The sequence below is a fragment of the Brevundimonas sp. genome (genome assembly GCF_041911375.1).
Taxonomy (GTDB): domain Bacteria; phylum Pseudomonadota; class Alphaproteobacteria; order Caulobacterales; family Caulobacteraceae; genus Brevundimonas.
On the sequence record NZ_JAYRPA010000018.1, the window covers coordinates 22,615 to 42,948 of the forward strand.

The following is a 20,334-nucleotide window of genomic DNA, read 5'->3' on the forward strand; positions in this document are numbered from 1 at the left end:
GGTCAGGAAGCCGCAAAGGACGTTGGAACGGGTCACCGACCTGTCGACCGGCGCGACCATCACCAGCGACCAGCTTCTCGCCATTGATCCCGACCGCTACCAGAAGATCCGCCGCAACGCCGCGGCCGCCCGCCGCGAAGGGGCGGCCGCCTATGTCTGCGAGCAATGCGGCCACGGCGTCTATGCGCCAAAGGAAGCGCGCACCCGCCTGCCCTACTGGCGTCACCACAAGGGTGCGCCGACGACCTGCCCCTGGTGGACAGGGGACCCCGCCACGGTCGATCAGCGCAGCGCCGCGCAGTTTCAGGGCGCGCAGGAGAGCCCTCTCCACAGCTGGCTCAAACATCAGGTCGGGGAGATTCTCGCCATCGATCCGGCGACGGAGGCCGGCTCAATCCATATCGACGAGTATCTGAGAGGCGAGACCGGCCACCGACGGCCCGACGTACGGGCGATCAACAACGGCCGAAGCCTGGCGCTGGAGATCCAGCTCTCAAGCACGCAACTGCCGATCATCGACAGCCGAGAGCATTTCTACGGGCGAGAGGGTTACCACCTGCTCTGGCTGACGTGGAAGTTCCAGCCCGTTCCTCGCCGGCTGCTTTTGACGGCCTTCCTCGACATCTTCTATTCGCACAACAAGAACCTGTTCTCGCTCGATGAAGAGGTCCTGGCCCGATCGCGCGAGGAAGGCCGCTTCCTCGTGCGCTGCCATTGGGAGGACGGGCGCGACTGGCGGTCCGCGATCTTCGCCCTGTCTGATCTGCAATGGCCCGCCTCGGGCTTGCCCTACGCCGTCGCGCCCTGGAACGTCGACTATCTGCGTCGATGGCGAGAGGCCGTCGTGGAAGGGCACCTTCCGTGGCAGGCCCGGCAGGACCTGCTGCAGGAGCTGGTGGAACGCGTCGCCCTCCCGGGGGTGGAGCCCCGCGACCTCGACACCCTGCAGATCCCGGTGCTCGTCAGCCTGATCCTGTCGCTGGAGCTGCGGCAGCCTGTGGCGACCAAGCAGAGCAACTTGGTCGAGATGCTCAACACCTTCTTCAGCAACAGCGAGGAGCGCCACAAGTTCGCGGGGCTGATCCGGCGTGTGGCCGGAGCGACCGATCAGTTGGCTGCTCTGCAGAAGCCGAGCGTCGCGCGCAAGCTCCGGGCCTCCCTCACCTCTCCCCAGATCACCCAAGGCTCCGTGGAGGGCCGCATCGTCCACGCACTGTTCCCTGACATTCTCATGCGCTCGGCGGCCTAACGACCGGTTCCGGCGCGCGCGGCGGCGCCAACCGCGCTCTTGCGCTACGGGGCGGCCGGGCGAAGGAAGTCCTCAAGGCGCGGGGCAGGCTGGTCCAGGTCCGTGATATGGGTCTCCGACCAGAGGATGGAGGTCTCGTAGAAGGACGTGCACACCCGCTCGCCGTCCTGTTTGAACCAGTGGGTCGCTTCGGGCAGAAGGGCGTGCGGGACTGGGTGTCGGGCGTAGGGATTGTGGAACACCTCCATCTCCGCCGACCAGGGTTCATAGCCTTGGGGCCAGAGCCCGCGGTACTCCGGACTCGCGACGTCAAGACAGAAGGGCTCGCCCTCCAGAGCCCCCGGCCGCCGATCGAAGAAGCGGCCGATGCGGCTGTAGCGCAGCCCCTTGGCCTCGGCTCCAGCGGACACCATCACCCGGTTGAGCTTCGAGATGGCGCAGGCGTTGGAGAAGATGACGGCGGACAGCTCGGCGTGGTCGGCGTTGGCGAACAGTCCGGCGGGAAAGGCCGACGGCCCCTGCAGGTGCGCCGCCCTGGTGGTCCGCGCCACCTTGCGCCCGCCGTCGTCGGCCACCTCCGCCCCTTCGCCGTAGAGGTAGCCGATCAGGCCTTCGCGGGTCCAGAGCATCGACGCGGGCGCATGGAAGTCCGCGACCGCCAGCATGAATGGCTTGCCCGTGACGTGCGGCATCCGATCGTAGCCGCGCTGCAGCTTGCTGCCGAGGGTCTTGGCGAACCGAACAGCCGCCGGTCCGAAGAACAGCGCGTCTCGCTCAGTCGGCGGCGCGCTTCTCGGCGCGTTGACGTGCTCGAACGGCACCTCGGGGTTGGCGGTCACCGCTTCGACCCAGGCCTCTCCGCCCAATGGGTTCTGGATATGGAAGTCCGGGGAGTCCACAGGCTGACCGACGAGAAGCCCCTGCTCGCGGAAGGCCGCGAGCAGCTGAGCCTCCCACATCCGCGTGTGGAAGTTCCGGGTCTGGCAGTCGCCCGCCCAGTTCCGGTCCGGATTGGGCAAGGCGAGATAGAGCTGGTTCAGGACCCATGCGGCGAGATGGTGCGTGGATCGCAGGAGAACCGAGAACTGATCGCCGGGCGTCCGACCCTTGAGATCGTGTAGCGGAGGCCGTGGCGCGGTGTTGGGCGGGAGAGGCTCTGGGGGGCGCGCCGATGCGCAAAAGGAGCTCGAGGCGGGCCTTGGCGTCCTCAAGGCTCGCAAAGCCGATCTCCTCCCCGGTCACCGTCCAGACGTGATCGACGCGGCGTCGCATGGCGATGATCCCGAGCGAACCGTCCTCCATCTTCTGGGTGACGATGCCGCACACCATCCCCGCCGCGTCGCCCCACGCGCCAATGGGCGGGCGGTCGCCAAAACCGTGGCCCCGCGGCAGGGCGAGCGCGAAGACGTCGAACATCGTCTGTGGGATCAACTTCATGACCCTATATGGACGCGGTGATCCGGAGAGCGAACCCATGAGCTTTGATGACCTGATGCAACGCCCCTTCCGATGGCCGAAGGCGGACGACAGACTTTTTCAGGTCTCGGCCCGGTGGGACGGGAACGCCGTGTTGGCTGAGCATCCGCATAGCCGAATGGTGCTGATGCTGACCGGCTACAAGCGGGCGGCGGACAGTCTGGTCAAACAGGCCGTCGAGGACACGGCCGATCGTGACACCCTCGTCTTCCCGATCATCTTCAACTACCGCCAATTCCTCGAACTCTCGCTGAAGTATCTGATCTCGACCTACGGCCGGACCGTCGGCGTTGATCCCATCTGGAAGTCTCACGACCTCACCAAACTGTGGACGCAGTTCGAGGCGGTGCTCCAGGCGTTCGGGAGCGACGACGAGGACGGCGCGACCGCTGCGGTCGGCAGGCTCGTCGCGGAGTTCGCGACCGTCGATCCCGGCTCTTTCTCGTTCCGATATCCGGTCGACACCCAGGGGCGGCCGATCGAGCTGGCCCACGGCTATATGGACCTCTCCGTCCTTGCCGATGTGATGGAGGGCGTAGACGGCTATTTCACCGGCTGCGACGGCTATCTGGACGCCTTGGCGAGCGCGGGGCCCTGACCCTAGGCCACCGGCCGATCCGCGCTGACCCCCGGCGCAGGCGTCGCAGGCCTCGGCGGGTTCAACCTGGCCTGAACCGGCCGGTCGAACCCATACCGGAACGCCGCCGCCCCCATGAACGCCGCCGCCAGACCGGCGGCCCAGACGCCCCAGCGTATCCCGACGGACCAGTCCGACTGACCGACGGCGTCGAAAGCACCGAACCAGACGATTCGGGTCACCTCATTGGTGAGGAACATCGCGAACGACATCAGGCCGAGGTGTTCGATCAGGCGCGACGGGCGCACCACGGGCAAGGCGCCGGCCGCCCAGATGATGAGGGTCATCAGAACAAGGGAGGCCAGACCGAAGGGCCCCGCCGACTGCAGGAGCGCCAGCGCGCCGAAGGCGCCCAGTCCCAGGGCGCCCGCCACCGCGGGGCGCACGTAGACGCGCGCACCGACCACGGCGGCGGCCACGCCCAGCAGGAAGAGCGGAAAGGCGCGGAGGAACCCGAACCGCAGCGGAAGGCGATAGACCGGGTCACCCAGCCAGACGCGGCTGGCGACGTCGGCGGCGAAAAGCAGGGCGACCGCGACCGCGGCCACGGCCCAGGGCCGGCGCCAGAGCGCCCGGCAGATCCATGGCAGGAGCAGATAGCAGCCGATCAGGGCCGACAGCGTCCAGGTCGGCGCGTTCCAGCCGACACCGCCCGGCACGCCATAGGCCTGCACGAGCAAGGCCTGGGCGGGCAACTGGCTCCAGTCGAACCATTGGGGATTGCTCGGTCGGACTCCGGCCAACGCGGCGGCCGCGACGAGGGCCGCGAGACCGGCGATCACGGCCAGATGGGCCGGGAACACGCGCAGCAGCCGCTGCCGGGCGTAGGTCCTGACGTCCATCCCGCCCGAGGCCAGACGCTCGCCGTAGATCCGGGCCAGCACATAGCCGGAGTCGATGATGAAGAAGTCGGTGAGCAGGAACCCCCGGTCGAACACCGGATGGATCTGTCCGAGCGGCAGCGGGGCCGCTTCCCGGAAGTGGTAGAGGATGATCAGCGATCCGGCGGCGAACCGCAGCACGTCCAGCCAGCCGCCGCGTGCGATGCGCGCGGGGCGGCGGGCCTGACCTTCCACACCGGAGCTGATCGTCATTCGCGCTTCCCTGTGGCGGCGGGGCGTTCGTTGGCGTGCGGATGGTAGTGCACGTCCGCCCGCACCCCGTACAGGATGAGGGTTCCGGCGACGCAGAACACGCCGAGCCCGCCGGCGATCATCAACCCCGCCCGGTCGCGGGGACCGAACACCAGACAGCCGCCCGTCACCAGGCCCATCATCACGCCGTAGCCGATGTAGAGCGGCGTTCCGTAGGCGCCGAGCAGGGAGAAGGCCATGCACAGGACGAAGAAGGCCGCGACCAGGCTGGCGCCGACGGCGATCACGACATCGAGCACCGGCCGCGGCTTCGGCGGCGGGCGCGGGCTCGAGCCGCGGCGGCCCTTGTAGCGCCCTTCGCGCCAGCGGATGCTGCGGCTACGGACCGTGAAGCGCTTGCCCGCCATGAGGTCAGGGCCGTACAGGATCGGCCGGCGCGTCCTCGTGCCGCGCCAACATGATCCGCATCCGAAGGATCTCGGCTTCCTGGGCGCGGATGATCTCCTGCGCCAGGCCGCGCACGTCATCCGCCTCGCCCTCCTCCACGGCGATTTTGGCCATGGCGATGGCGCCCTCGTGGTGGGCGATCATGCCGCGCAGGAAGTCGATGTCGGCATCGCCGGAGTAGTCGATGTTCATCGCCTGGTGCATGCGGTCGGCGGCCTCCCGATAGGCGCGGGTCGACGGCGTATCCGAGGGGGCGCCCTCGTGGCCGGCGTGAGCGTCGATCGCCCGCGCCTCGACGGGCGGCAGGCTGGAGGCGTCGGGCGCGCCGCGACGGGACAGAATTCCAAAGGCGAAGGCGGCGACGGCGAGGAAGACCGCGATCACCGAAATCCAACCGGTGCGTTTCATGGCTAACTCCTTGGGGGTCGAAGCGGGGTCATTGGGATCAGGGGAGCTGCAGTCGGGGATCGAGCCAGCCGAGCTGCTGCAGGCGCTCCAGGCCCTCGAACACGGGGATGGCGACGAGGAAGAACAGTCCGTCGCGGACGGTCCGCAGGAAGTAGAGGGGTCGGACCGTGCGCTCGGGGTCGTCGCGCCACAGCCGCAGGTCCGGCAGGAAGCGCGGGGTCCGGGCGCGGTACGCCGTATAGGTCGAACCGAAGGCCCCGTTCAGGAAGGCCTCCTCCTGGGCGACCACCACGCGGAACAACCCCCAGGCCGCGACCGCGAAGGCCGAGCCGACGGCCAGACTGCCGGTCTGGGCGCCGACGCCGAACGCGCCGACGAAGCTGAAGACGTAGAGCGGATTGCGGCAGAGCGAGTACGGCCCGTCGCGGACGATCTCGGCCTTCTTGCGCCCGCCGATATAGAGCGAGCACCAAGCCCGTCCGATGACGCAGATCATGATGGCGATCAGACCGAGGTGCTCGATCGGATGCTCCCAGGTCGGCACGGCGCTCACCAAGGACGCCCAGATCAGCATCACGGGTGCCGCCGCGAGGGCGAACCACTTGCGCCGGTGCTGGACGGCCTGGATCTCGTCACCGGACATGGCGGCGGACCCGCCGGGGTCGTCTCGTGGAGTCATACGTGCAGACCTCCGGCGTCACCGCAGGGCTCGATCTCGGTCTGGACGGTCGTGTGATGCAGGTCGAACCGCTCTTCCAGCATGTCGCCGACGGCCTGTCGGACAGCGTCCGCGTCGGCGTTCTCGGCCAGCACGACGTGAACCGTGCAGCTCGCCTGATCCGCGCCCGAGACCCAGACGTGGAGGTCGTGGAGGCTGGCGACCCCGGGGGTGGCGAGGATGGCGGCCCGCACGTCCGACAGGGCCACGCCGCGCGGGGCGCCCTCCAGCAGAATGTGGGTGGTGTCGCGCAGCAGGATCCAGGTCCGGGGTAGGACCCACAGGCCGATGGCGATCGCGACGATCGGATCGACCCAGCGCCAGTCCGTCACGGTGATGACGACGGCGGCCACGAGGACGCCGAGCGATCCGAGCATGTCCGCCCAGACCTCCAGATAGGCGCCCTTGACGTTGAGGCTGCGATCCTTGCCGCTCGACAGGATGCGCATGGAGATCAGATTGATCACCAGGCCGGCGGCGGCGACGATCAGCATGCCGATCGAGCCGACGGGCTCCGGGGCGACGATGCGCTTGATCCCCTCGTAGAGAACGTAGCCGGCGACCACGAAAAGCAGGACAGCGTTGAACGCCGCCGCCAGGATCTCGAACCGCCGATAGCCGAAGGTGCGTTTCTCATCCGCCGGCCGCTGGCCGATCTTGATCGCCAGCAGCGCGATGGCGAGGGCCGCCGCGTCGGTGAACATATGCGCGGCGTCCGACAGCAGGGCGAGGCTGTTGAACACCAGGCCGCCGATGACCTCGACGATCAGGAAGGTCCCGGTCAGCGCCAGGGCGATGGTGAGCTGCCGGGCGTTGGCCCCGGCGGTGTGGTCGTGAGCGTGCCCGTTGGATTGGTCGTGGTTGGTCATGAAGCGCGTTCCTGTGGGGGGTCGGAGGCGGCGTTGGCGTCGCGGAGAATCTCGATGCCGCCCTTGATCGCGATCGCCGCGACGAGGACGCCGACGACGAGGTCGGGCCAGGCCTGGTCGAGCCAGAGGACCAGACCGCCGGCGACGAGGATGCCGCCGTTGGACACGAAGTCGTTGAAGCTGAAGGTCTCGGCCGCCTTCATGTTGACGTCGCCGCTGTGCTGGCGGCGGATGAGCTGCAGGCAGATCAGGTTGACGACGGCGGCGACCAGGGCGAGCGCCATCATGGTCGGACCGATCGGCTCGGTTCCGGTGATCACCCGGCGCACGGCGTCGACGAGGACGCCGACGGCGAAGACCAGCAGCATGATCCCCGACGCCCTTGCGGCGCCCCGTTTCCAGGTCCCTGCCCGACCGATGGCCAAAAAGCTGATCAGATAGACCGCCGCGTCCGAGGCGTTATCCAGCGCATTGGCCAGCAAGGCGCTGGAATCGGCGGACACGCCGCCGATTCCGAGCGCCGCCGCCAGGCCGGCGTTGAGGCCGAGAACCGTCAGCAGCGTCCGGCGCTGCTGACGGTCATCCTGGGGCCGGGCCATCAGTCTTCGATCCCCTCGTCCTTGCGATGACGCACCGCCTTGGCCGCGAAGGTCGGGAGGACCAGCAGGGTCAGGGCGGTGGCGGTGATCAGGCCGCCGATGACGACGGTCGCCAGCGGCTTCTGAACCTCGGCCCCCGCGCCGTGGGCGATGGCCATCGGAATGAATCCGACGATCGCCACCATGGCGGTGGTGAGCACCGCCCGCAGGCGGCTGGACGCACCCTCGATGGCCGCGTCACGGGGCGGCAATCCCGCCTGAAGCCGCTCGCGGATCGCCTGCATGAGCACCAGGCCGTTGAGCGTCGCCACGCCGGAGACGGCGATGAAACCGACGGCCGCCGAGACGGAGAACGGCATGCCGCGCAGGAGCAGCGCCAGCGCCCCGCCCACCAGGGCGAGCGGCACGCAGGCGAACACCAGACCCGCCTCGGCGAAGGAGCCCAGAGCCATGAACAGCAACACGCCGATCAGGACGAAGACGATCGGAATGACCAGGCCCAGCCGCTGTTCGGCGCGCTTGAGGTTCTCGAACTGGCCGCCCCAGTCCAGGCGGACGCCCGGGGGGAGCTGAACCTGATCCACCGACTTCTGGGCGTCGGTGACGAAACCGCCCAGATCGCGACCGCGCACATTGGCCTGGACGACCATGCGGCGGCTGCCGTCGTTGCGGCTGATCTGGTTCGGTCCCTCGGCGCTCTGGATGCGCGCGACCGAGGACAGGGGCACGGTCACGCCGGTCGATGACACGATCGGCAAGGCCGCCAGCGCCGCCGGATCGTTGCGCGCGCCGTCGGGGAGACGGACCACGACGTCGAAACGCCGGTCGCCCTCGAAGATGCGGCCGGCCTCGGCGCCGCCGATCGCGGCCGAAACCGCCTCGGAGACGTCCGCCGCCGACAGGCCGTAGTTGGCCGCGGCGAAGCGGTCCACGCTGATCGTCAGGGTCGGCAGGCCGGACGCCTGCTCCACCCTCACGTCGGCCGCCCCGTTCGTCTGGCGCAGGGCGTTGGCCACCTGGTCGGCGACCCGCTGCATGGTGGCGAAGTCGTCGCCATAGACCATGACCGCCAGATCAGTCCGCACCCCCGAGATCAGCTCGTTGAAGCGGAGTTCGATCGGCTGGCTGAATTCGAAGTTGTTGCCGATCTGCCGCGACGCGACTTCCTCGAAGCGGGCGATCAGCTCTTCCTTCTCCAGACCCGGGTTGGGCCAGTCCTTGCGGTCCTTCAGAACGATGACGCTGTCGGAGATGTTGGGCGGCATGGGGTCCACCGCCGCTTCGGCGGTGCCGGTCCGCGAGAACATGGTCTCCACTTCCGGCTGGGCCTTGATCGCCCGCTCGATCGCCATCTGCATGGCGAGCGACTGCTCGAGCGAAGCCGACGGAACCCGCAGCGCCTGCATGGCGATGTCGCCTTCGTCCAGGGTCGGGATGAACTCCCGGCCGAGGGTGGTGAAGGTGACGCCGCCGATGACCAGGGCGCCGAGCGCGGAAAGCAGGACGATCTTCGGACGATCGACGGCCGTGCGAATGGCCGGAGCGATCCAGCGGCGCGCGTGGCGCAGCAGGAAGGTCTCGTGCTCGTGGGCGTGGCCGTGTTCGTCGACCTCGACCTTTTTGGGATCCCGCACCAGGAGCGCCGTCATCGCCGGCACGAAGGTGAAGGAGAAGATGAAGGCGCCGACCAGGGCCAGCATGACCGTCGCGCCCATCGGGATGAAGGTCTTGCCTTCGACCCCTTCCAGCATCAGCAAGGGGGTGAACACCAGCAGGATGATCAGCTGACCGAAGGCGGCCGGCTTGACCATCTGGCGCGCCGCCGCGGCGGCGACGCCGAGACGCTCGTGCCGCGTCAGCATGCGCCCGGCCTCCGCGCGCTTCTGACTGAGCATCAGCAGGGTGTTCTCGACAACTACCACGGCGCCGTCGACAAGGAGCCCGAAGTCCAGCGCGCCGAGGCTCATCAGATTGCCGCTGATGCCGAACCGGTTCATGCCGATGACGGCGAACAGGAAGCTGATCGGGATCATCAACGCCGTGATGCTCGCCGCCCGGATGTTGCCGAGCAGCAGGAAGAGCACGACGATGACCAAGAGCGCGCCTTCGGTCAGATTGCGCGCCACCGTGGCGATGGTCGAGTTCACCAGGGCGCTTCGGTCCAGCACCGTCACGGCCTCGATGCCGGGCGGCAGGGTCTTCTGCACCTCCTCGAGCCGGTCGCCGGCGGCCTGGGCCACGGTGCGGCTGTTGCCGCCCGCGATCATCAGGGCGGTGCCGAGGACCGCTTCGTGTCCGTCGCGGCTGGCGCCGCCCAGACGCGGAGCCTGGCCGACCTCGACGGTGGCGACGTCGGCGACGCGGACCACAAGGCCGCTTCGATTGACGACAGGTGCCTGGGCGAGGTCCTCCACGGTCGAGGCCAGCGCGTCCGTGCGAACGGTCAGGGCCTCGCCCGCACGCTGCACATAGCCGGCCCCGGCCTGGGTGTTGGCCCGGTCGAGCGCCTGGATGAGGTCGCCCATGCCGAGCCCGTAGGCCGACAGACGCGCCGTATCCGGACGAACCGCGTATTCCTTCACATAACCGCCGACCGTATCGACGCCGGCCAGGCCGGGCGCCGTCCGCATCTGCGGAGCGATGATCCAGTCCTGCACGGTGCGCAGATAGGTGGCGCGCTGTTGCGGGGTGGTGAGGAGATCGCCTTCAGGCGTCAGATAGGCGCCGCCGGCCTGCCAGCCGGTCTGGCCCGGCTTGGCCAGGTTGGCGCTGTTGAACGGCTTGTAGTCCACCGTCCACATCAGCACCTCGCCCAGGCCGGTGGTGATGGGCGCCAGCGCCGGTTCGACGCCTTCGGGCATCGTCTCGCGCGCCTGCGCCAGTCGTTCGGCGACCTGCTGACGGGCGAAATAGATGTCCGTCTGGTCGGTGAAGATGACGGTCACCTGGCTGAAGCCGTTGCGGCTCAGCGACCGGGTCGAGGTCAGGCCGGGGATGCCGGCCATGGCGGTCTCGATGGGATAGGTGACCTGACGTTCGATCTGTTCGGGGGCCAGGGCCGGGGCGACGGTGGTCACCTGCACCTGGCGGTTGGTGATGTCCGGCACGGCGTCGATCGGCAACCGTGTCAGTTCGAGGAGGCCGTAGGCCGCGACGAGCGCCGTGGCCAGGACGATGAACCATCGGAATTTGACCGACAGTTCGATGATGAATTTGAACATGCGCGCGCCCCCCTAGTGGCCGTGCTCGGCCTCGCCCTTGGCGAGTTCGGCTTTGAGGAGGAAGGCGTTGGTTCCGGCGACCCGCTCGGACCCGTCGAGGCCGCGCAGGATCTCCGTGCGTCCCCCGGCCTGGCGACCGACGAGCACCGGACGGAGCTGGAAGCCGTTCGGGACCTGGAGGAAGACGACGCTGGCGCCGTCGACGGTCTGGATGGCTTCCGTCGGCACGGTCAGGCCGCCGGCGGCTTCACCCGTCACGATCGCGCCGGTAACGGCGGAGCCGGCCGGCGGCAGGGTCGCTCCCGTCGGGCGCGCCCGGATCACGGTGGCGCCGCTTTCCGCGCCGGCCCCGGCGGCGACGCCGGTGACGACGGCGTCGAAATCGCCCGCGGGGCTGGAGACCCGCAAGGTCGATCCCGCGCGGACGAGCGCCGCAAGGTGCGGCGGCGCGTTGAACACGAGTTCGACGCGGGCGGGGTTGGTCACCTCGGCGATCACGCCGCCCTGCGGGACGAAGCCGCCCGGGCCGACCTGAACGCTGGTGACCACGCCGGCGATCGGGCTGTTCACGCTCAGCCGTCCGGCGGCGTTGGGCGATCCGGCCGCGCTCGACCGCGCGCGGGCCGCTCGGGCCGCCGCCTCAGCGCTCAGCAGCTGCGCCCGGGACGCCTCGACCTCTTGCCGGGCGACGACGCCCTGGTCGGCGAGGTTGCTGTTGCGCTGATAGGCCTGGCGCGCGACTTCGGACTGGGCCGCGGCCGCATCCGCGTCGGCGCGGAAGGTGGCCGCGTCGCCGCTCACGAGGCTGGCCAGGGGCTGGCCGATCCGAACGGACTGGCCGGGCGCCACCAGCACCCGTTCCACCCGTCCGCCGACGGACGCGGCGACGGCGGCGCGGGCGTCGATCATGGGCTCGACGCGACCGGAGAGCCGGGTCTCGGCGCCCCCGCCCCGACCGACGCCGACGACGACCAGATTGGCGGCCTGGGCCTGGGCGGCGCTGAGAGCGACGAAGCCCTCGGGCGCTTCGGCCTCGCCTTCGGCGTGACCGCCCTCCTCTTCGGCGTGACCGGCTTCGCCTTCAGCCGCCGCGCCTTCGGCGGCGGGCGGATCCGACCGCCCCATGGCGAGGTAAAGACCCCCGGCCCCGAGGATGACGAGGGCGGCGACCCCGCCGATCAACAAGGTCTTGTTGGAAGTGCGCTTGCGCATCATTGGGCTCCTTGGAAGGGGGCGCGGCCGTCCTGGCGCGCGAGATCGATTTCCGCGCGGACCCGGGCGAGGCGGGCGTCCACGGCGGCGGTTCTGGCGTTGACCAGGGCGGTACGGGTCGCGCGAAGCTCGAGCTGCGAGATCCGGCCCGCCTCGAAGCCGATCCGCGAGAGGCGGTAGGCTTCTTCGGCGGAGGTCACCCCGGCGTCGGCGGCGTTGACGCGGCTCACCGAGGCGCGGAGGCGCGCCTGTGCTGCGGCCCGGTCCGCCTGGGCTTCCTGACGGGCGGTCATCAGCCGGGCGTCGGCCGCCCTGAAGTCCGCCTGGGCGGCTTCGATGTTGCCGCGGTTCCGATCGAACAGCGGCAGGGGCAGGCTGAGGCCGAAGGTCAGCGCCGTCGCGTCTTCCGCCTCGTAGCGGCGAAGTCCGACGCTGGCGCTGACGTCCGGTCGCGACCGGGTGCGTTCGACCGCGATGCGGCTTTCGGCGGCCGAGCGCTCAGCCTCGGCCACGCGCACGGTCGGCGTCTGGTCCGTCGGCGAAAGGGCGGTCGCTGGCGCGAGGTCCAGCAAGCTGACGTCGATCGTCGTCACCGGCTCGGCGAGCATGGCCACCGCCGTGAGCCGGGCGAAGGCCGCGTCCCGTTCGGCGATGGCTTCGTCGAGACCGGCGCGCGCGGCGGCGGCTTCGCTCTCGCCCTGGATGCCGCGCAGAAGCGGCTCGCGCCCCTCCTCCACCAGCACCAGGGCCGCGCGGGCGTCGGCGAGGGTGAGGCTCAGGTTCTCCTCGGCCAAGGTCGCGCGACGCTCGGCCGCCTCGGCGTCGGCGTAGACCAGCGCCAACCGTCCGGCGGCGTCGACCACGGCCAGGTCTCGTCGGAGCGAGGCGGTCCCGGCATCGGCGCGGGCCGCGTTGATGCGAGCCGTGCGTCGACCCCAGAGCTCAAGATTCTGAGTGATCGAGAGCGTGGTCTCGGCATTGCCGTAGCCAGAGAAGGGCCCGCTCCCGAACGCGTTCTCGGCGTCGAGGGCGAGGGTCGGGTTGGGGCGGACACGCGCCTGGCGCGCCCGGGCTTCAGCGGCGTCCAGAAGCGCGCCGGCTTCCAGGGTGGCCGGGGTCTGGTCTAGCCGGGCGAGGAGCTCGGCGAACGAAGGCGCAGGGTCAGCCCACGCGGGGCTGGCCAGCACAGCCGCGATAGCGGCGAGCGCGCAGCCGACCGCGAAACGCGGCGGCCGGCGATATGAGGCAGGCATGATTCATCTTCCAGAGGGAGTGACACGAGAGAGCCCGCGCGGAAGCGCGGTCGTCGTGTCAGGCTCTGGGAGGGCGTTTCAGTCCGTCGGGCGCGATGGAGCCGAAGAGATCGCTCAGGGGCAAGGCGTGGAGCGGCCGGTCGAAGGCTTGCAGAGGCAGGTCCTCGCCGACCGTCGTGCGAGCGGCGGCGGTATGATGGCAATGGCCGTGCGAGCAGATGCCGTGGTCCTTGCCGCCGGCGTGGTCGCCTTCGGCCGGATCGTGATCGACCAGCGCGTGGGCGGCGGGCGGTTCGGGCTGGCAGGTCGCTGCGTCAGCGATGGGCGCGACGAAGAAGGCGGCGGCGACGAAGGTCACCGCCAGAATCAACTTCGCCCATGTCACCATCGACCAGGTCATCGGCGGCTGCATACTTTCGTTCGCCCGTATCGGCAATCTGTTACACAGTACGCTGCTCCGGCGACCCCGGCCTTGCGCGACGGGCAGGCGCTCCGGCCCGCCCTGCTGCGACGACCGGTCACGCCTGATCGAGCCCGGCGGATCAAGCGCCCGCTCCAGGCAGGGCGGCGGACGAGCGAGCGGCCTCGCGGGTCTCGACCAGCGCCTGTTGGGTGATCGACCAGGCGGATTGCAGGAAGATGAAGGCCAGCAGGGCGCCGGCGGCGAGATCCGGCCAGCGCGATCCCGTCAGCCAGACCAGACCGCCCGCCGCGGCGACACCGAGGCTGTGGGCCAGGTCGTTGCGCGTACAGAGCCAGACCGATCGAACATTGGCGTCTCCGTCCCTGAAGCGCAGCAGCAAGGCGGCGGCGACCAGGTTGGCGGCGAAGCCGAACAGACCCAGGCCCGTGATCACGAAGCCCTCCGGCGCTGCCCCGGTCATGGCCCGCCAGACTGCGAAGCCGAGGACAGACAGCCCCAGCACGACCAGGCTGGCGCTCTTGGCGAGCGCCGCTCCCGCGCGCAGGCGCATCGATCGCCCGATGACCCAGAGGCTGACGGCGTAGGTGACGCTGTCGGCGAGGAAGTCGAGCGCATTGGCGGCGAGCGCGGCCGACCCCTGCGCGACGCTGCCGGCCAACACCGCGACGAAGCCGACGAGGTTGATGGCAATCACGGCCACCAGCACGCGGCGATAGGCCGGCGTGGCGCCGTCGAACTTCACGTCATGACCACAGCAGCCGGAGGTCGGGCGGCAGGAGGTTTCGGTCTGGTCCATGAGCTCGGTCTACATCCTCTAGTCACTAGAGGATCAAGCGCCTATTTTCGCTTTATGACCGCCTCCCCTGCGCCCGTCTTGACCATCGGCAAATTGTCCGCCGCGACCGGCGTGAAGGTGCCGACCATCCGGTTCTACGAACAGGCCGGGCTTCTGCCCGAGCCGCCGCGCACCGCCAGCGACCGTCGCCTCTATGATGAGCCTGCGCGACGCCGGCTCGCCTTCATCCGACACGCCCGTCAGCTGGGCTTCGATCTCGACGCCATCCGCTCGCTCCTGGATCTGGCGGATCACCCGGACCGGACGTGCAGCGAAGCCAATCAGATTGCGGAGCGTCACCTCGCCGAGGTGACCGAAAAGATCCGGCAACTCCAAGCGCTTCAGGGCGAGCTCTCCCGGATGACGATCAACTGCGCCGGCGGACGGGTCTCGGCGTGCAAGGTCATCGAGGTGCTTCAGGACGCCGACTGTCCCCACCACTAGGGACCCGTCCCTGGGCGTATCACGGCGCCAAGGTTACGGGTTTCGGCGTTCCCGCCGTTCGCCTTCGATTCTCGCCTTCTGAGGAGAGAGACCCGATGGGCCAGACCACCCCGCCCCTGCGGCGCACGATCAAGAAGCCTGAACTGCACCAGATGGTGCCGCTCGCCGACAGCACCATCTGGGAGATGGAGCGCCGAGGCGAGTTTCCGAAGCGGTTCCTCCTGACGCCCCGCTGCGTGGTCTGGGACCTGGCCGAGGTCGAGGCCTGGCTCGAGCGGCGCCGCAACCAGCCGATCCGCCGCGCCCCGCCGCCCGACGTCCGCCGACGCGTCAGCCGACCCGTCAGAACTTCGGATCGAAGCGAGGTCCCTCTCCCTCCGGCACACTGAGCACCGGCGTGAACGTCCGCCCGGCCTCCCAGGCCTCGACCGCGTCCGACCACTGCTGCGCCATATGCCGTCGCTGCATCTCGAACTCCGCCTTGTTGTAGACGCCGCGCGACGACCGCTCCTCGTGAGCCAGGCCCTTTTCGATCCAGTCCGAATTGAAGCCCATCTCGTGCAGCAGGGTGGAGGCCGTCCGCCGCAGGTCGTGCACGGTGAACGGCTCCAAAGGCAGCCCCCGCTTCTTCGCCAGCTCGGCGATGGCGGAGGTCACGCGATTGAAGGTCGCCCGCGACATCGGCGCGTCCGCGTCGTAGCGCGACGGAAGGATGTATTTGGAGTTCCCCGCGCAGGTCTTCAGGGCGATCAGGATGTCGAGCATCTGGGTCGACAGATAGACGTTGTGGGGCCGGGACCGTTTCATCCGCGCCGCGGGGATCGACCAGACGGCGTTCTCGAAATCCACTTCTGGCCAGACGCCATCCTGCAGTTCGCTCTTTCGCACCATGCTGAGCAGGATGAACTTCAGCCCGAGCCGGATGGTCGGCAGGGTCGCCACCTCTCCGAGAAGCCCCAGCATGATGCGGATTTCGCTCGGCGACAGGCTGCGGTCTCGCGGCCGGAAGGTCGCGATCGACGCCGGCCCGACGCCGTCCGCCGGATTGTCGATCTTCTCTCCGTGCAGGATCGCCCAGGCGTAGATCTGTTTGACGATGTCGCGCACATGGATCGCCGTCGCCGGCGCGCCACGGTCCACGATGGTCTTGCAGTGCGCCCGGATGTCGTCGGGAGTGATCTCGCTGAGCAGGCGGTTTCGCCAGTGCGGCAGCACCTCGCGATTGAAGATCGACCGGCGCATGTTCCGCGTGCTGTCCGCCATCGGTGCGGTGTCCATCCAACGCTGGGCGACATGCTCGAAGCTGCGCGCCTCTTTCAGACGACGCTTGGCGCGCTGCTTCTCCAAGGCGGGCGAGACGCCCTCCGCGATGGTCCGCTTTATCTCGAACAGACGTTCCCGCGCCTGCGACAGGCTCAGACCGCCCCGCCCGTAGCGCCCCAGGGTGAGCGTCTCTCGCCGACCATTGAAGCGGTAGTCGTAGCGGAACGAGATCGCTCCCCCAGGCGAGATGTAGGCGTACAAGCCGTCCCTGTCGGTACTCTTGTAAGGCTTTGATTTGGGCTTCAAATTCTTCAGAGCGGCATCGGTAAGCACGGTAAAATCTCCTCGCACCGGACAGGTCCGGAAATCGGCGGCTCGAGGTCGGTATTTTCTCGCCTTTTCAGCGTCTTGCGTGAAAAGAATACCGTCATCGGCTCGCCGTGGCCCAGACGGTATGAGCCGGAATCCACGGGAGCAACGGAGCGCGATACCGTCAGACAGGTCGGCATCACGAAAAAAAGACCCTCCGAAAGGCTCCGAAGGGTCTCGACAGAATTCACTTTTGCGTCAGCAACTTATAGCCAATTTCGGAAGCGTTCTCGAAAGCTCCCGAAAGGCCCGAATTATTCCCACTCGATCGTCCCGGGCGGCTTGGACGTCACGTCATAGACCACCCGGTTCACGCCGCGGACTTCGTTGATGATGCGCGTGGCGGTCCTGGCCAGGACGTCCCAGGGAAACTGGTAGAAGTCCGCCGTCATGCCGTCGGTGGACGAGACCGCGCGCAGGGCCAGGACCTTTTCATAGGTGCGGGCGTCGCCCATCACCCCGACGGTCTTGACCGGCAGCAGGACGGCGAAGGCCTGCCAGATGCTGTCGTACAGGCCCGCCTTGCGGATCTCGTCCAGATAGATGGCGTCGGCCTGCTGCAGGGTGTCGACCGCCTCGGGCGTGATCTCGCCGGGGATGCGGATGGCCAGGCCCGGTCCGGGGAAGGGATGGCGGCCGACGAAGGCGTCGGTCAGGCCCAGCTCGCGGCCGAGCGCCCGGACCTCGTCCTTGAACAGTTCACGGAGCGGTTCGACCAGTTTCAGCTTCATATAGTCCGGCAGGCCGCCGACGTTGTGGTGGCTCTTGATGACGTGGGCCTTGCCGCTGGACGAGGAGACGCTCTCGATCACGTCGGGATAGAGGGTGCCCTGCGCCAGGAACTCGGCGCCCTCGATCTTGGCGGACTCGCGATCGAACACCTCGATGAACAGGCGGCCGATGGTCTTGCGCTTGGTCTCGGGGTCGGAGATCCCGGCCAGCTCGCCCAGGAATTCCTTCGACGCGTCAACGTGGATCAGGGGGATGTTGTAGTGCTCGCGGAACAGGGTCGTGACCTGCTTGGCCTCGTCCTTGCGCAGCAGTCCGGTGTCGACGAAGACGCAGGTCAGCTGGTCGCCGATGGCCTCGTGGATCAGGACCGCCGCGACCGATGAATCGACTCCGCCGGACAGGCCGCAGATCACCTTGGCGTCGCCGACCTGTTCGCGGATCTGGGCGATCTTCTCGTCGCGATAGGCGGCCATAGTCCAGTCGCCCTTCAGCCCGGCGATGCCGTGGGTGAAGTTCTTCAGCATCTGGTGGCCGCGCGGTGTGTGCATCACCTCGGGGTGGAACTGCACGCCGTAGAAGCGGCGGCTCTCGTCGGCGATCACGGCGTAGGGCGAGCCCGACGACGAGGCGACCACGTCGAAGCCCTCGGGAATGGCGACGATCTTGTCGCCGTGGCTCATCCAGACCGTCTCCTCCGCGCCGACCGGGGCCAGGCCGGCCAGCAGGGGCGAGGCCTTCTGTACGGTGATCTCGGCGCGCCCGAACTCGCGGTGATGGCCGCCCTCGACTCTGCCGCCCAGTTGCTCGCACATGGTCATCTCGCCGTAGCAGATGCCCAGCACCGGCACGCCGGCCTCGAACACCGCCTGGGGCGCGCGCGGGCTGCCCTCTTCATGCACGCTCTCGGGACCGCCCGACAGGATGATGGCCGCCGGGTTCATGGTCGCCAGAGCGGCCTCGGCCTTCTGGAACGGGTGGATCTCGCAATAGACGCTGGCCTCGCGCAGGCGCCGCGCGATCAGCTGCGTCACCTGGCTGCCGAAATCGACGATGAGCACCTTCTGGTGTTGGGTCGGCTGGGTCATGAGGTCGAATCCGGGGCGAGAGATTGCGCGGGGTCTTGGCCTTGCGAAGCCGGGATTTCAAGCGCGGCGAGACCGTCGACGTCCAGCACGGCGATCAGGCGGTCCAGGGCCGCGGCCAGATTTTCGTCGACATGGTGCAGGGTGGAGGTCCAGTCCTCCAGCGCCTTCAACTCGGCGCGGCCGTCCGACACGCCGCGCAGGGCGAGCAGCGGCCGTCCGAACGTCTGGGCCGACCGGACCAGGGCCCAGGTCTCCATGTCCACCATCTCGGCTTCGATCGCGTCATAGGCGGCCCCCGAGACGACGTTGGCCCCGGTCGATAGGGTCGCGGTCGGCACGCCGGGGATGGGGCACGGCAAGGCGAGGATCGCAGGCTGCTCCAGCAGCGGCGTCACGCCTTTCGGGAAGCCCAGCGCGCTGGCGTCCATGTCGCGATAGGCCACCGACGACGCCTGATAGACGGCCGCATGCTCCAGCACCCGCGACCCGCACGAGCCCAGCGACACGATCAGGTCCGGCAGGTCGCCCGCCGCCTGAAGTCGCGCCAGGGCGGCCGTCAGGACGACGGCGGCCTCGACCGGCCCGACGCCGGTCATCAGCGGATCGATCCGGGCCTTCAGATGGTCGCCGTATTCGGCGGGCGCGGCCATGACATAGAGGACCGAGACCCCGCCATGCCGCGCCAGCCTCATGCCGTGCGCTCGTAGACGGCGGCGAAGAAGCCGTCGGTGTCGGCCGAGGCGGGCGACAGGCGCAGACGCGCGCCCGACGCCAGTTCGGCGAACCTCGCCCGCGCGGCCTCGGTCAGCTGCGGCGCCGACATGACATCGGCGACGGGGACCGGACGGAAGCCGGGGTGGGCCGCCTCGAAGGCGTCGGCGCTGGCCTCGTTCTCGCGCGCCAGCATCGAACAGGTGACATAGACCAGACGCCCGCCCGGCTTCACCAGCCTGGTCGCCTGGCCCAGGATGCGGACCTGCAGGGCGTGCAGCCTGTCGACCTCTTCCGCCGTCAGACGCCAGGCGTCCTCGGGCCGCCGCCGCCAGGTGCCCGATCCCGAGCAGGGCGCGTCGACGAAGATCAGGTCCGCCTGGCCGTTCAGGTCTTCCAGACCGCCGCCGTTCTGGCCGATCAGCACCAGTTCCGCCTCGACGCCCGCGCGTTGCAGACGGGGACGGATGTTCTCCAGCCGCTTGTTGACGACGTCGGAGGCGATCAGCCTGCCCCGCCCCGTCATGGCCTGGGCCAGGCCCAGGGTCTTGCCGCCGCCGCCGGCGCAATAGTCCACCACCGTCATGCCGGGTTCGGCGCCCGCCAGCCAGCACACGATCTGGCTGCCCTCGTCCTGGATCTCGAACCTTCCGGCCTTGAACCCGTCCAGCGCCTGGATGTTGGGCGGCGGCTCCGACGGCAGACGCAGTCCCCATTCGGACCAGGGCGTGCGAGACGCCTCCAGACCCGCCTCGCGCAGTTCGGTCTCGACCTCATCCACCGTGGCGGCCGCGCCGTTGACACGCAGGTCGATCGGGGCCCGCGGCGCCATCAGGGCGTGGGCCTCCTCGGCCCAGCGCGCGCCGAAGGTCGCCTTGAAATCCTTGACCACGAACTCGGGCAGGCCGGCCGCGACCCAGCCCGGCAGTTCGCCCTGCCCCGCCGTGATGCGGCTGCGTTCCTGCTTGGACAAGGGCCGCGGCCCATAGCCGTCGCCCGCGTGCAGGGCCTCGATCTCTTCCAGCGACAGGCCGTCGATGGCGTGCAGCGAGCCGATCACCAGGGCCCGGCCGTCCTCGCGCCCGCCCATGATCCACGACAGGCGGCCGCGCGCGCGCAGCACCTTGTAGACCCGGTCGGCGATGGCGCGGCGGTCCTTGGACCCGGCGTAGCGGTTGGCCCCGCCCCAGGCTTTCAGGACGGCTTCCGCCGGCTGGCGGCCCTGGGCGATGGAGTCCAGGACGGAGGCGGCGGCGGCGAGGCGGGCGGCTGGGGTCAAGGCGGACTT

20 protein-coding genes are annotated in these 20,334 nt (G+C 69.0%); 4 read left to right on the plus strand and 16 right to left on the minus strand.

What is annotated here, in order from left to right:
- Positions 1–22 precede the first annotated feature (22 nt).
- Positions 23–1,249: a DUF6035 family protein gene (locus ACE3PU_RS02625; protein WP_374386347.1), complete on the plus strand. Its 1,227-nt coding sequence runs from the start codon at positions 23–25 to the stop codon at positions 1,247–1,249.
- 44 nt (positions 1,250–1,293) lie between these two features.
- Here ACE3PU_RS02625 and ACE3PU_RS02630 read toward each other — a convergent pair whose 3' ends face one another.
- The gene (locus ACE3PU_RS02630) at positions 1,294–2,268 is read right to left on the minus strand and encodes a hypothetical protein (protein WP_374386349.1); all 975 of its coding nucleotides are present in this window, start codon (positions 2,266–2,268) and stop codon (positions 1,294–1,296) included.
- A 455-nt stretch (positions 2,269–2,723) separates the two neighbouring features.
- Here ACE3PU_RS02630 and ACE3PU_RS02635 point away from each other — a divergent pair, with 455 nt between their 5' ends.
- Positions 2,724–3,323, plus strand: a complete 600-nt coding sequence (locus tag ACE3PU_RS02635; protein ID WP_374386351.1) for a hypothetical protein — start codon at positions 2,724–2,726, stop codon at positions 3,321–3,323.
- Positions 3,324–3,325: 2 nt separating this feature from the next.
- Here ACE3PU_RS02635 and ACE3PU_RS02640 read toward each other — a convergent pair whose 3' ends face one another.
- From ACE3PU_RS02640 to ACE3PU_RS02690, 11 genes are all read right to left on the minus strand, one after another.
- Positions 3,326–4,456 carry an acyltransferase family protein gene (locus tag ACE3PU_RS02640; RefSeq protein ID WP_374386353.1) on the minus strand — a complete coding sequence of 377 codons (1,131 nt, stop codon included), beginning with the start codon at positions 4,454–4,456 and terminating at the stop codon, positions 3,326–3,328.
- A complete protein-coding gene (locus ACE3PU_RS02645) occupies positions 4,453–4,863 on the minus strand; it encodes a hypothetical protein (protein WP_374386355.1) in 411 nt (136 codons plus the stop codon). The genes ACE3PU_RS02640 and ACE3PU_RS02645 overlap by 4 nt, the downstream gene beginning before the upstream one ends.
- Positions 4,864–4,867: 4 nt before the next feature.
- Entirely contained in the window at positions 4,868–5,311 is a 444-nt protein-coding gene (locus ACE3PU_RS02650) for a DUF305 domain-containing protein (RefSeq protein WP_374386357.1), read from the minus strand.
- A gap of 37 nt (positions 5,312–5,348) precedes the next feature.
- Positions 5,349–5,954, minus strand: a complete 606-nt coding sequence (locus tag ACE3PU_RS02655) for an isoprenylcysteine carboxylmethyltransferase family protein (RefSeq protein WP_374386359.1) — start codon at positions 5,952–5,954, stop codon at positions 5,349–5,351.
- Between the two features lie 32 nt (positions 5,955–5,986).
- Positions 5,987–6,898: a cation diffusion facilitator family transporter gene (locus tag ACE3PU_RS02660; RefSeq protein WP_374386361.1), complete on the minus strand. Its 912-nt coding sequence runs from the start codon at positions 6,896–6,898 to the stop codon at positions 5,987–5,989.
- Positions 6,895–7,497, minus strand: a complete 603-nt coding sequence (locus tag ACE3PU_RS02665) for a cation transporter (RefSeq protein ID WP_374386363.1) — start codon at positions 7,495–7,497, stop codon at positions 6,895–6,897. The genes ACE3PU_RS02660 and ACE3PU_RS02665 overlap by 4 nt, the downstream gene beginning before the upstream one ends.
- On the minus strand, positions 7,497–10,718 hold the full coding sequence (locus tag ACE3PU_RS02670; protein WP_374386365.1) for an efflux RND transporter permease subunit: 3,222 nt from the start codon (positions 10,716–10,718) through the stop codon (positions 7,497–7,499). The genes ACE3PU_RS02665 and ACE3PU_RS02670 overlap by 1 nt, the downstream gene beginning before the upstream one ends.
- A 12-nt stretch (positions 10,719–10,730) precedes the next feature.
- Complete coding sequence (locus tag ACE3PU_RS02675) at positions 10,731–11,930, minus strand: efflux RND transporter periplasmic adaptor subunit (protein ID WP_374386367.1); 1,200 nt, start codon at positions 11,928–11,930, stop codon at positions 10,731–10,733.
- On the minus strand, positions 11,930–13,183 hold the full coding sequence (locus ACE3PU_RS02680; RefSeq protein WP_374386369.1) for a TolC family protein: 1,254 nt from the start codon (positions 13,181–13,183) through the stop codon (positions 11,930–11,932). The genes ACE3PU_RS02675 and ACE3PU_RS02680 overlap by 1 nt, the downstream gene beginning before the upstream one ends.
- A 58-nt stretch (positions 13,184–13,241) precedes the next feature.
- Positions 13,242–13,595 carry a hypothetical protein gene (locus tag ACE3PU_RS02685; protein ID WP_374386371.1) on the minus strand — a complete coding sequence of 118 codons (354 nt, stop codon included), beginning with the start codon at positions 13,593–13,595 and terminating at the stop codon, positions 13,242–13,244.
- 130 nt (positions 13,596–13,725) lie between these two features.
- Entirely contained in the window at positions 13,726–14,403 is a 678-nt protein-coding gene (locus ACE3PU_RS02690) for a cation transporter (protein ID WP_296166054.1), read from the minus strand.
- 54 nt (positions 14,404–14,457) lie between these two features.
- Here ACE3PU_RS02690 and ACE3PU_RS02695 point away from each other — a divergent pair, with 54 nt between their 5' ends.
- Together ACE3PU_RS02695 and ACE3PU_RS02700 are read left to right on the plus strand one after the other, a co-directional pair.
- The gene (locus ACE3PU_RS02695; protein ID WP_374386374.1) at positions 14,458–14,886 is read left to right on the plus strand and encodes a helix-turn-helix domain-containing protein; all 429 of its coding nucleotides are present in this window, start codon (positions 14,458–14,460) and stop codon (positions 14,884–14,886) included.
- Positions 14,887–14,981: 95 nt separating this feature from the next.
- Positions 14,982–15,275: an AlpA family transcriptional regulator gene (locus ACE3PU_RS02700; protein ID WP_161638689.1), complete on the plus strand. Its 294-nt coding sequence runs from the start codon at positions 14,982–14,984 to the stop codon at positions 15,273–15,275.
- Here ACE3PU_RS02700 and ACE3PU_RS02705 read toward each other — a convergent pair.
- The 4 genes from ACE3PU_RS02705 to ACE3PU_RS02720 all read right to left on the minus strand — a co-directional run bounded on the left by ACE3PU_RS02705 (position 15,229) and on the right by ACE3PU_RS02720 (position 20,325).
- Entirely contained in the window at positions 15,229–16,482 is a 1,254-nt protein-coding gene (locus tag ACE3PU_RS02705) for a tyrosine-type recombinase/integrase (RefSeq protein ID WP_374386376.1), read from the minus strand. The genes ACE3PU_RS02700 and ACE3PU_RS02705 overlap by 47 nt on opposite strands.
- 290 nt (positions 16,483–16,772) lie before the next feature.
- A complete protein-coding gene (guaA, locus tag ACE3PU_RS02710) occupies positions 16,773–18,335 on the minus strand; it encodes a glutamine-hydrolyzing GMP synthase (protein ID WP_374386378.1) in 1,563 nt (520 codons plus the stop codon).
- Positions 18,332–19,027, minus strand: a complete 696-nt coding sequence (locus ACE3PU_RS02715) for a 5'-methylthioadenosine/S-adenosylhomocysteine nucleosidase (protein ID WP_374386380.1) — start codon at positions 19,025–19,027, stop codon at positions 18,332–18,334. Before ACE3PU_RS02715 ends, guaA begins: the two co-directional genes overlap by 4 nt.
- Positions 19,024–20,325, minus strand: coding sequence for an RsmB/NOP family class I SAM-dependent RNA methyltransferase (locus ACE3PU_RS02720; protein WP_374386382.1), 1,302 nt, complete (start codon positions 20,323–20,325; stop codon positions 19,024–19,026). The genes ACE3PU_RS02715 and ACE3PU_RS02720 overlap by 4 nt, the downstream gene beginning before the upstream one ends.
- Positions 20,326–20,334: the final 9 nt, after the last annotated feature.

Bases quoted from the DNA above. Each gene is read 5' to 3' on its own strand.
- ACE3PU_RS02655 (WP_374386359.1), bottom strand. From the start codon at position 5,954: ATGTCCGGTGACGAGATCCAGGCCGTCCAGCACCGGCGCAAGTGGTTC.
- ACE3PU_RS02645 (WP_374386355.1), bottom strand. From the start codon at position 4,863: ATGGCGGGCAAGCGCTTCACGGTCCGTAGCCGCAGCATCCGCTGGCGC.
- ACE3PU_RS02695 (WP_374386374.1), top strand. From the start codon at position 14,458: ATGACCGCCTCCCCTGCGCCCGTCTTGACCATCGGCAAATTGTCCGCC.
- ACE3PU_RS02635 (WP_374386351.1), top strand. From the start codon at position 2,724: ATGAGCTTTGATGACCTGATGCAACGCCCCTTCCGATGGCCGAAGGCG.
- ACE3PU_RS02700 (WP_161638689.1), top strand. From the start codon at position 14,982: ATGGGCCAGACCACCCCGCCCCTGCGGCGCACGATCAAGAAGCCTGAA.
- guaA (WP_374386378.1), bottom strand. From the start codon at position 18,335: ATGACCCAGCCGACCCAACACCAGAAGGTGCTCATCGTCGATTTCGGC.
- ACE3PU_RS02670 (WP_374386365.1), bottom strand. From the start codon at position 10,718: ATGTTCAAATTCATCATCGAACTGTCGGTCAAATTCCGATGGTTCATC.
- ACE3PU_RS02665 (WP_374386363.1), bottom strand. From the start codon at position 7,497: ATGGCCCGGCCCCAGGATGACCGTCAGCAGCGCCGGACGCTGCTGACG.
- ACE3PU_RS02680 (WP_374386369.1), bottom strand. From the start codon at position 13,183: ATGCCTGCCTCATATCGCCGGCCGCCGCGTTTCGCGGTCGGCTGCGCG.
- ACE3PU_RS02660 (WP_374386361.1), bottom strand. From the start codon at position 6,898: ATGACCAACCACGACCAATCCAACGGGCACGCTCACGACCACACCGCC.
- ACE3PU_RS02650 (WP_374386357.1), bottom strand. From the start codon at position 5,311: ATGAAACGCACCGGTTGGATTTCGGTGATCGCGGTCTTCCTCGCCGTC.
- ACE3PU_RS02715 (WP_374386380.1), bottom strand. From the start codon at position 19,027: ATGAGGCTGGCGCGGCATGGCGGGGTCTCGGTCCTCTATGTCATGGCC.
- ACE3PU_RS02640 (WP_374386353.1), bottom strand. From the start codon at position 4,456: ATGACGATCAGCTCCGGTGTGGAAGGTCAGGCCCGCCGCCCCGCGCGC.
- ACE3PU_RS02690 (WP_296166054.1), bottom strand. From the start codon at position 14,403: ATGGACCAGACCGAAACCTCCTGCCGCCCGACCTCCGGCTGCTGTGGT.
- ACE3PU_RS02685 (WP_374386371.1), bottom strand. From the start codon at position 13,595: ATGCAGCCGCCGATGACCTGGTCGATGGTGACATGGGCGAAGTTGATT.
- ACE3PU_RS02675 (WP_374386367.1), bottom strand. From the start codon at position 11,930: ATGCGCAAGCGCACTTCCAACAAGACCTTGTTGATCGGCGGGGTCGCC.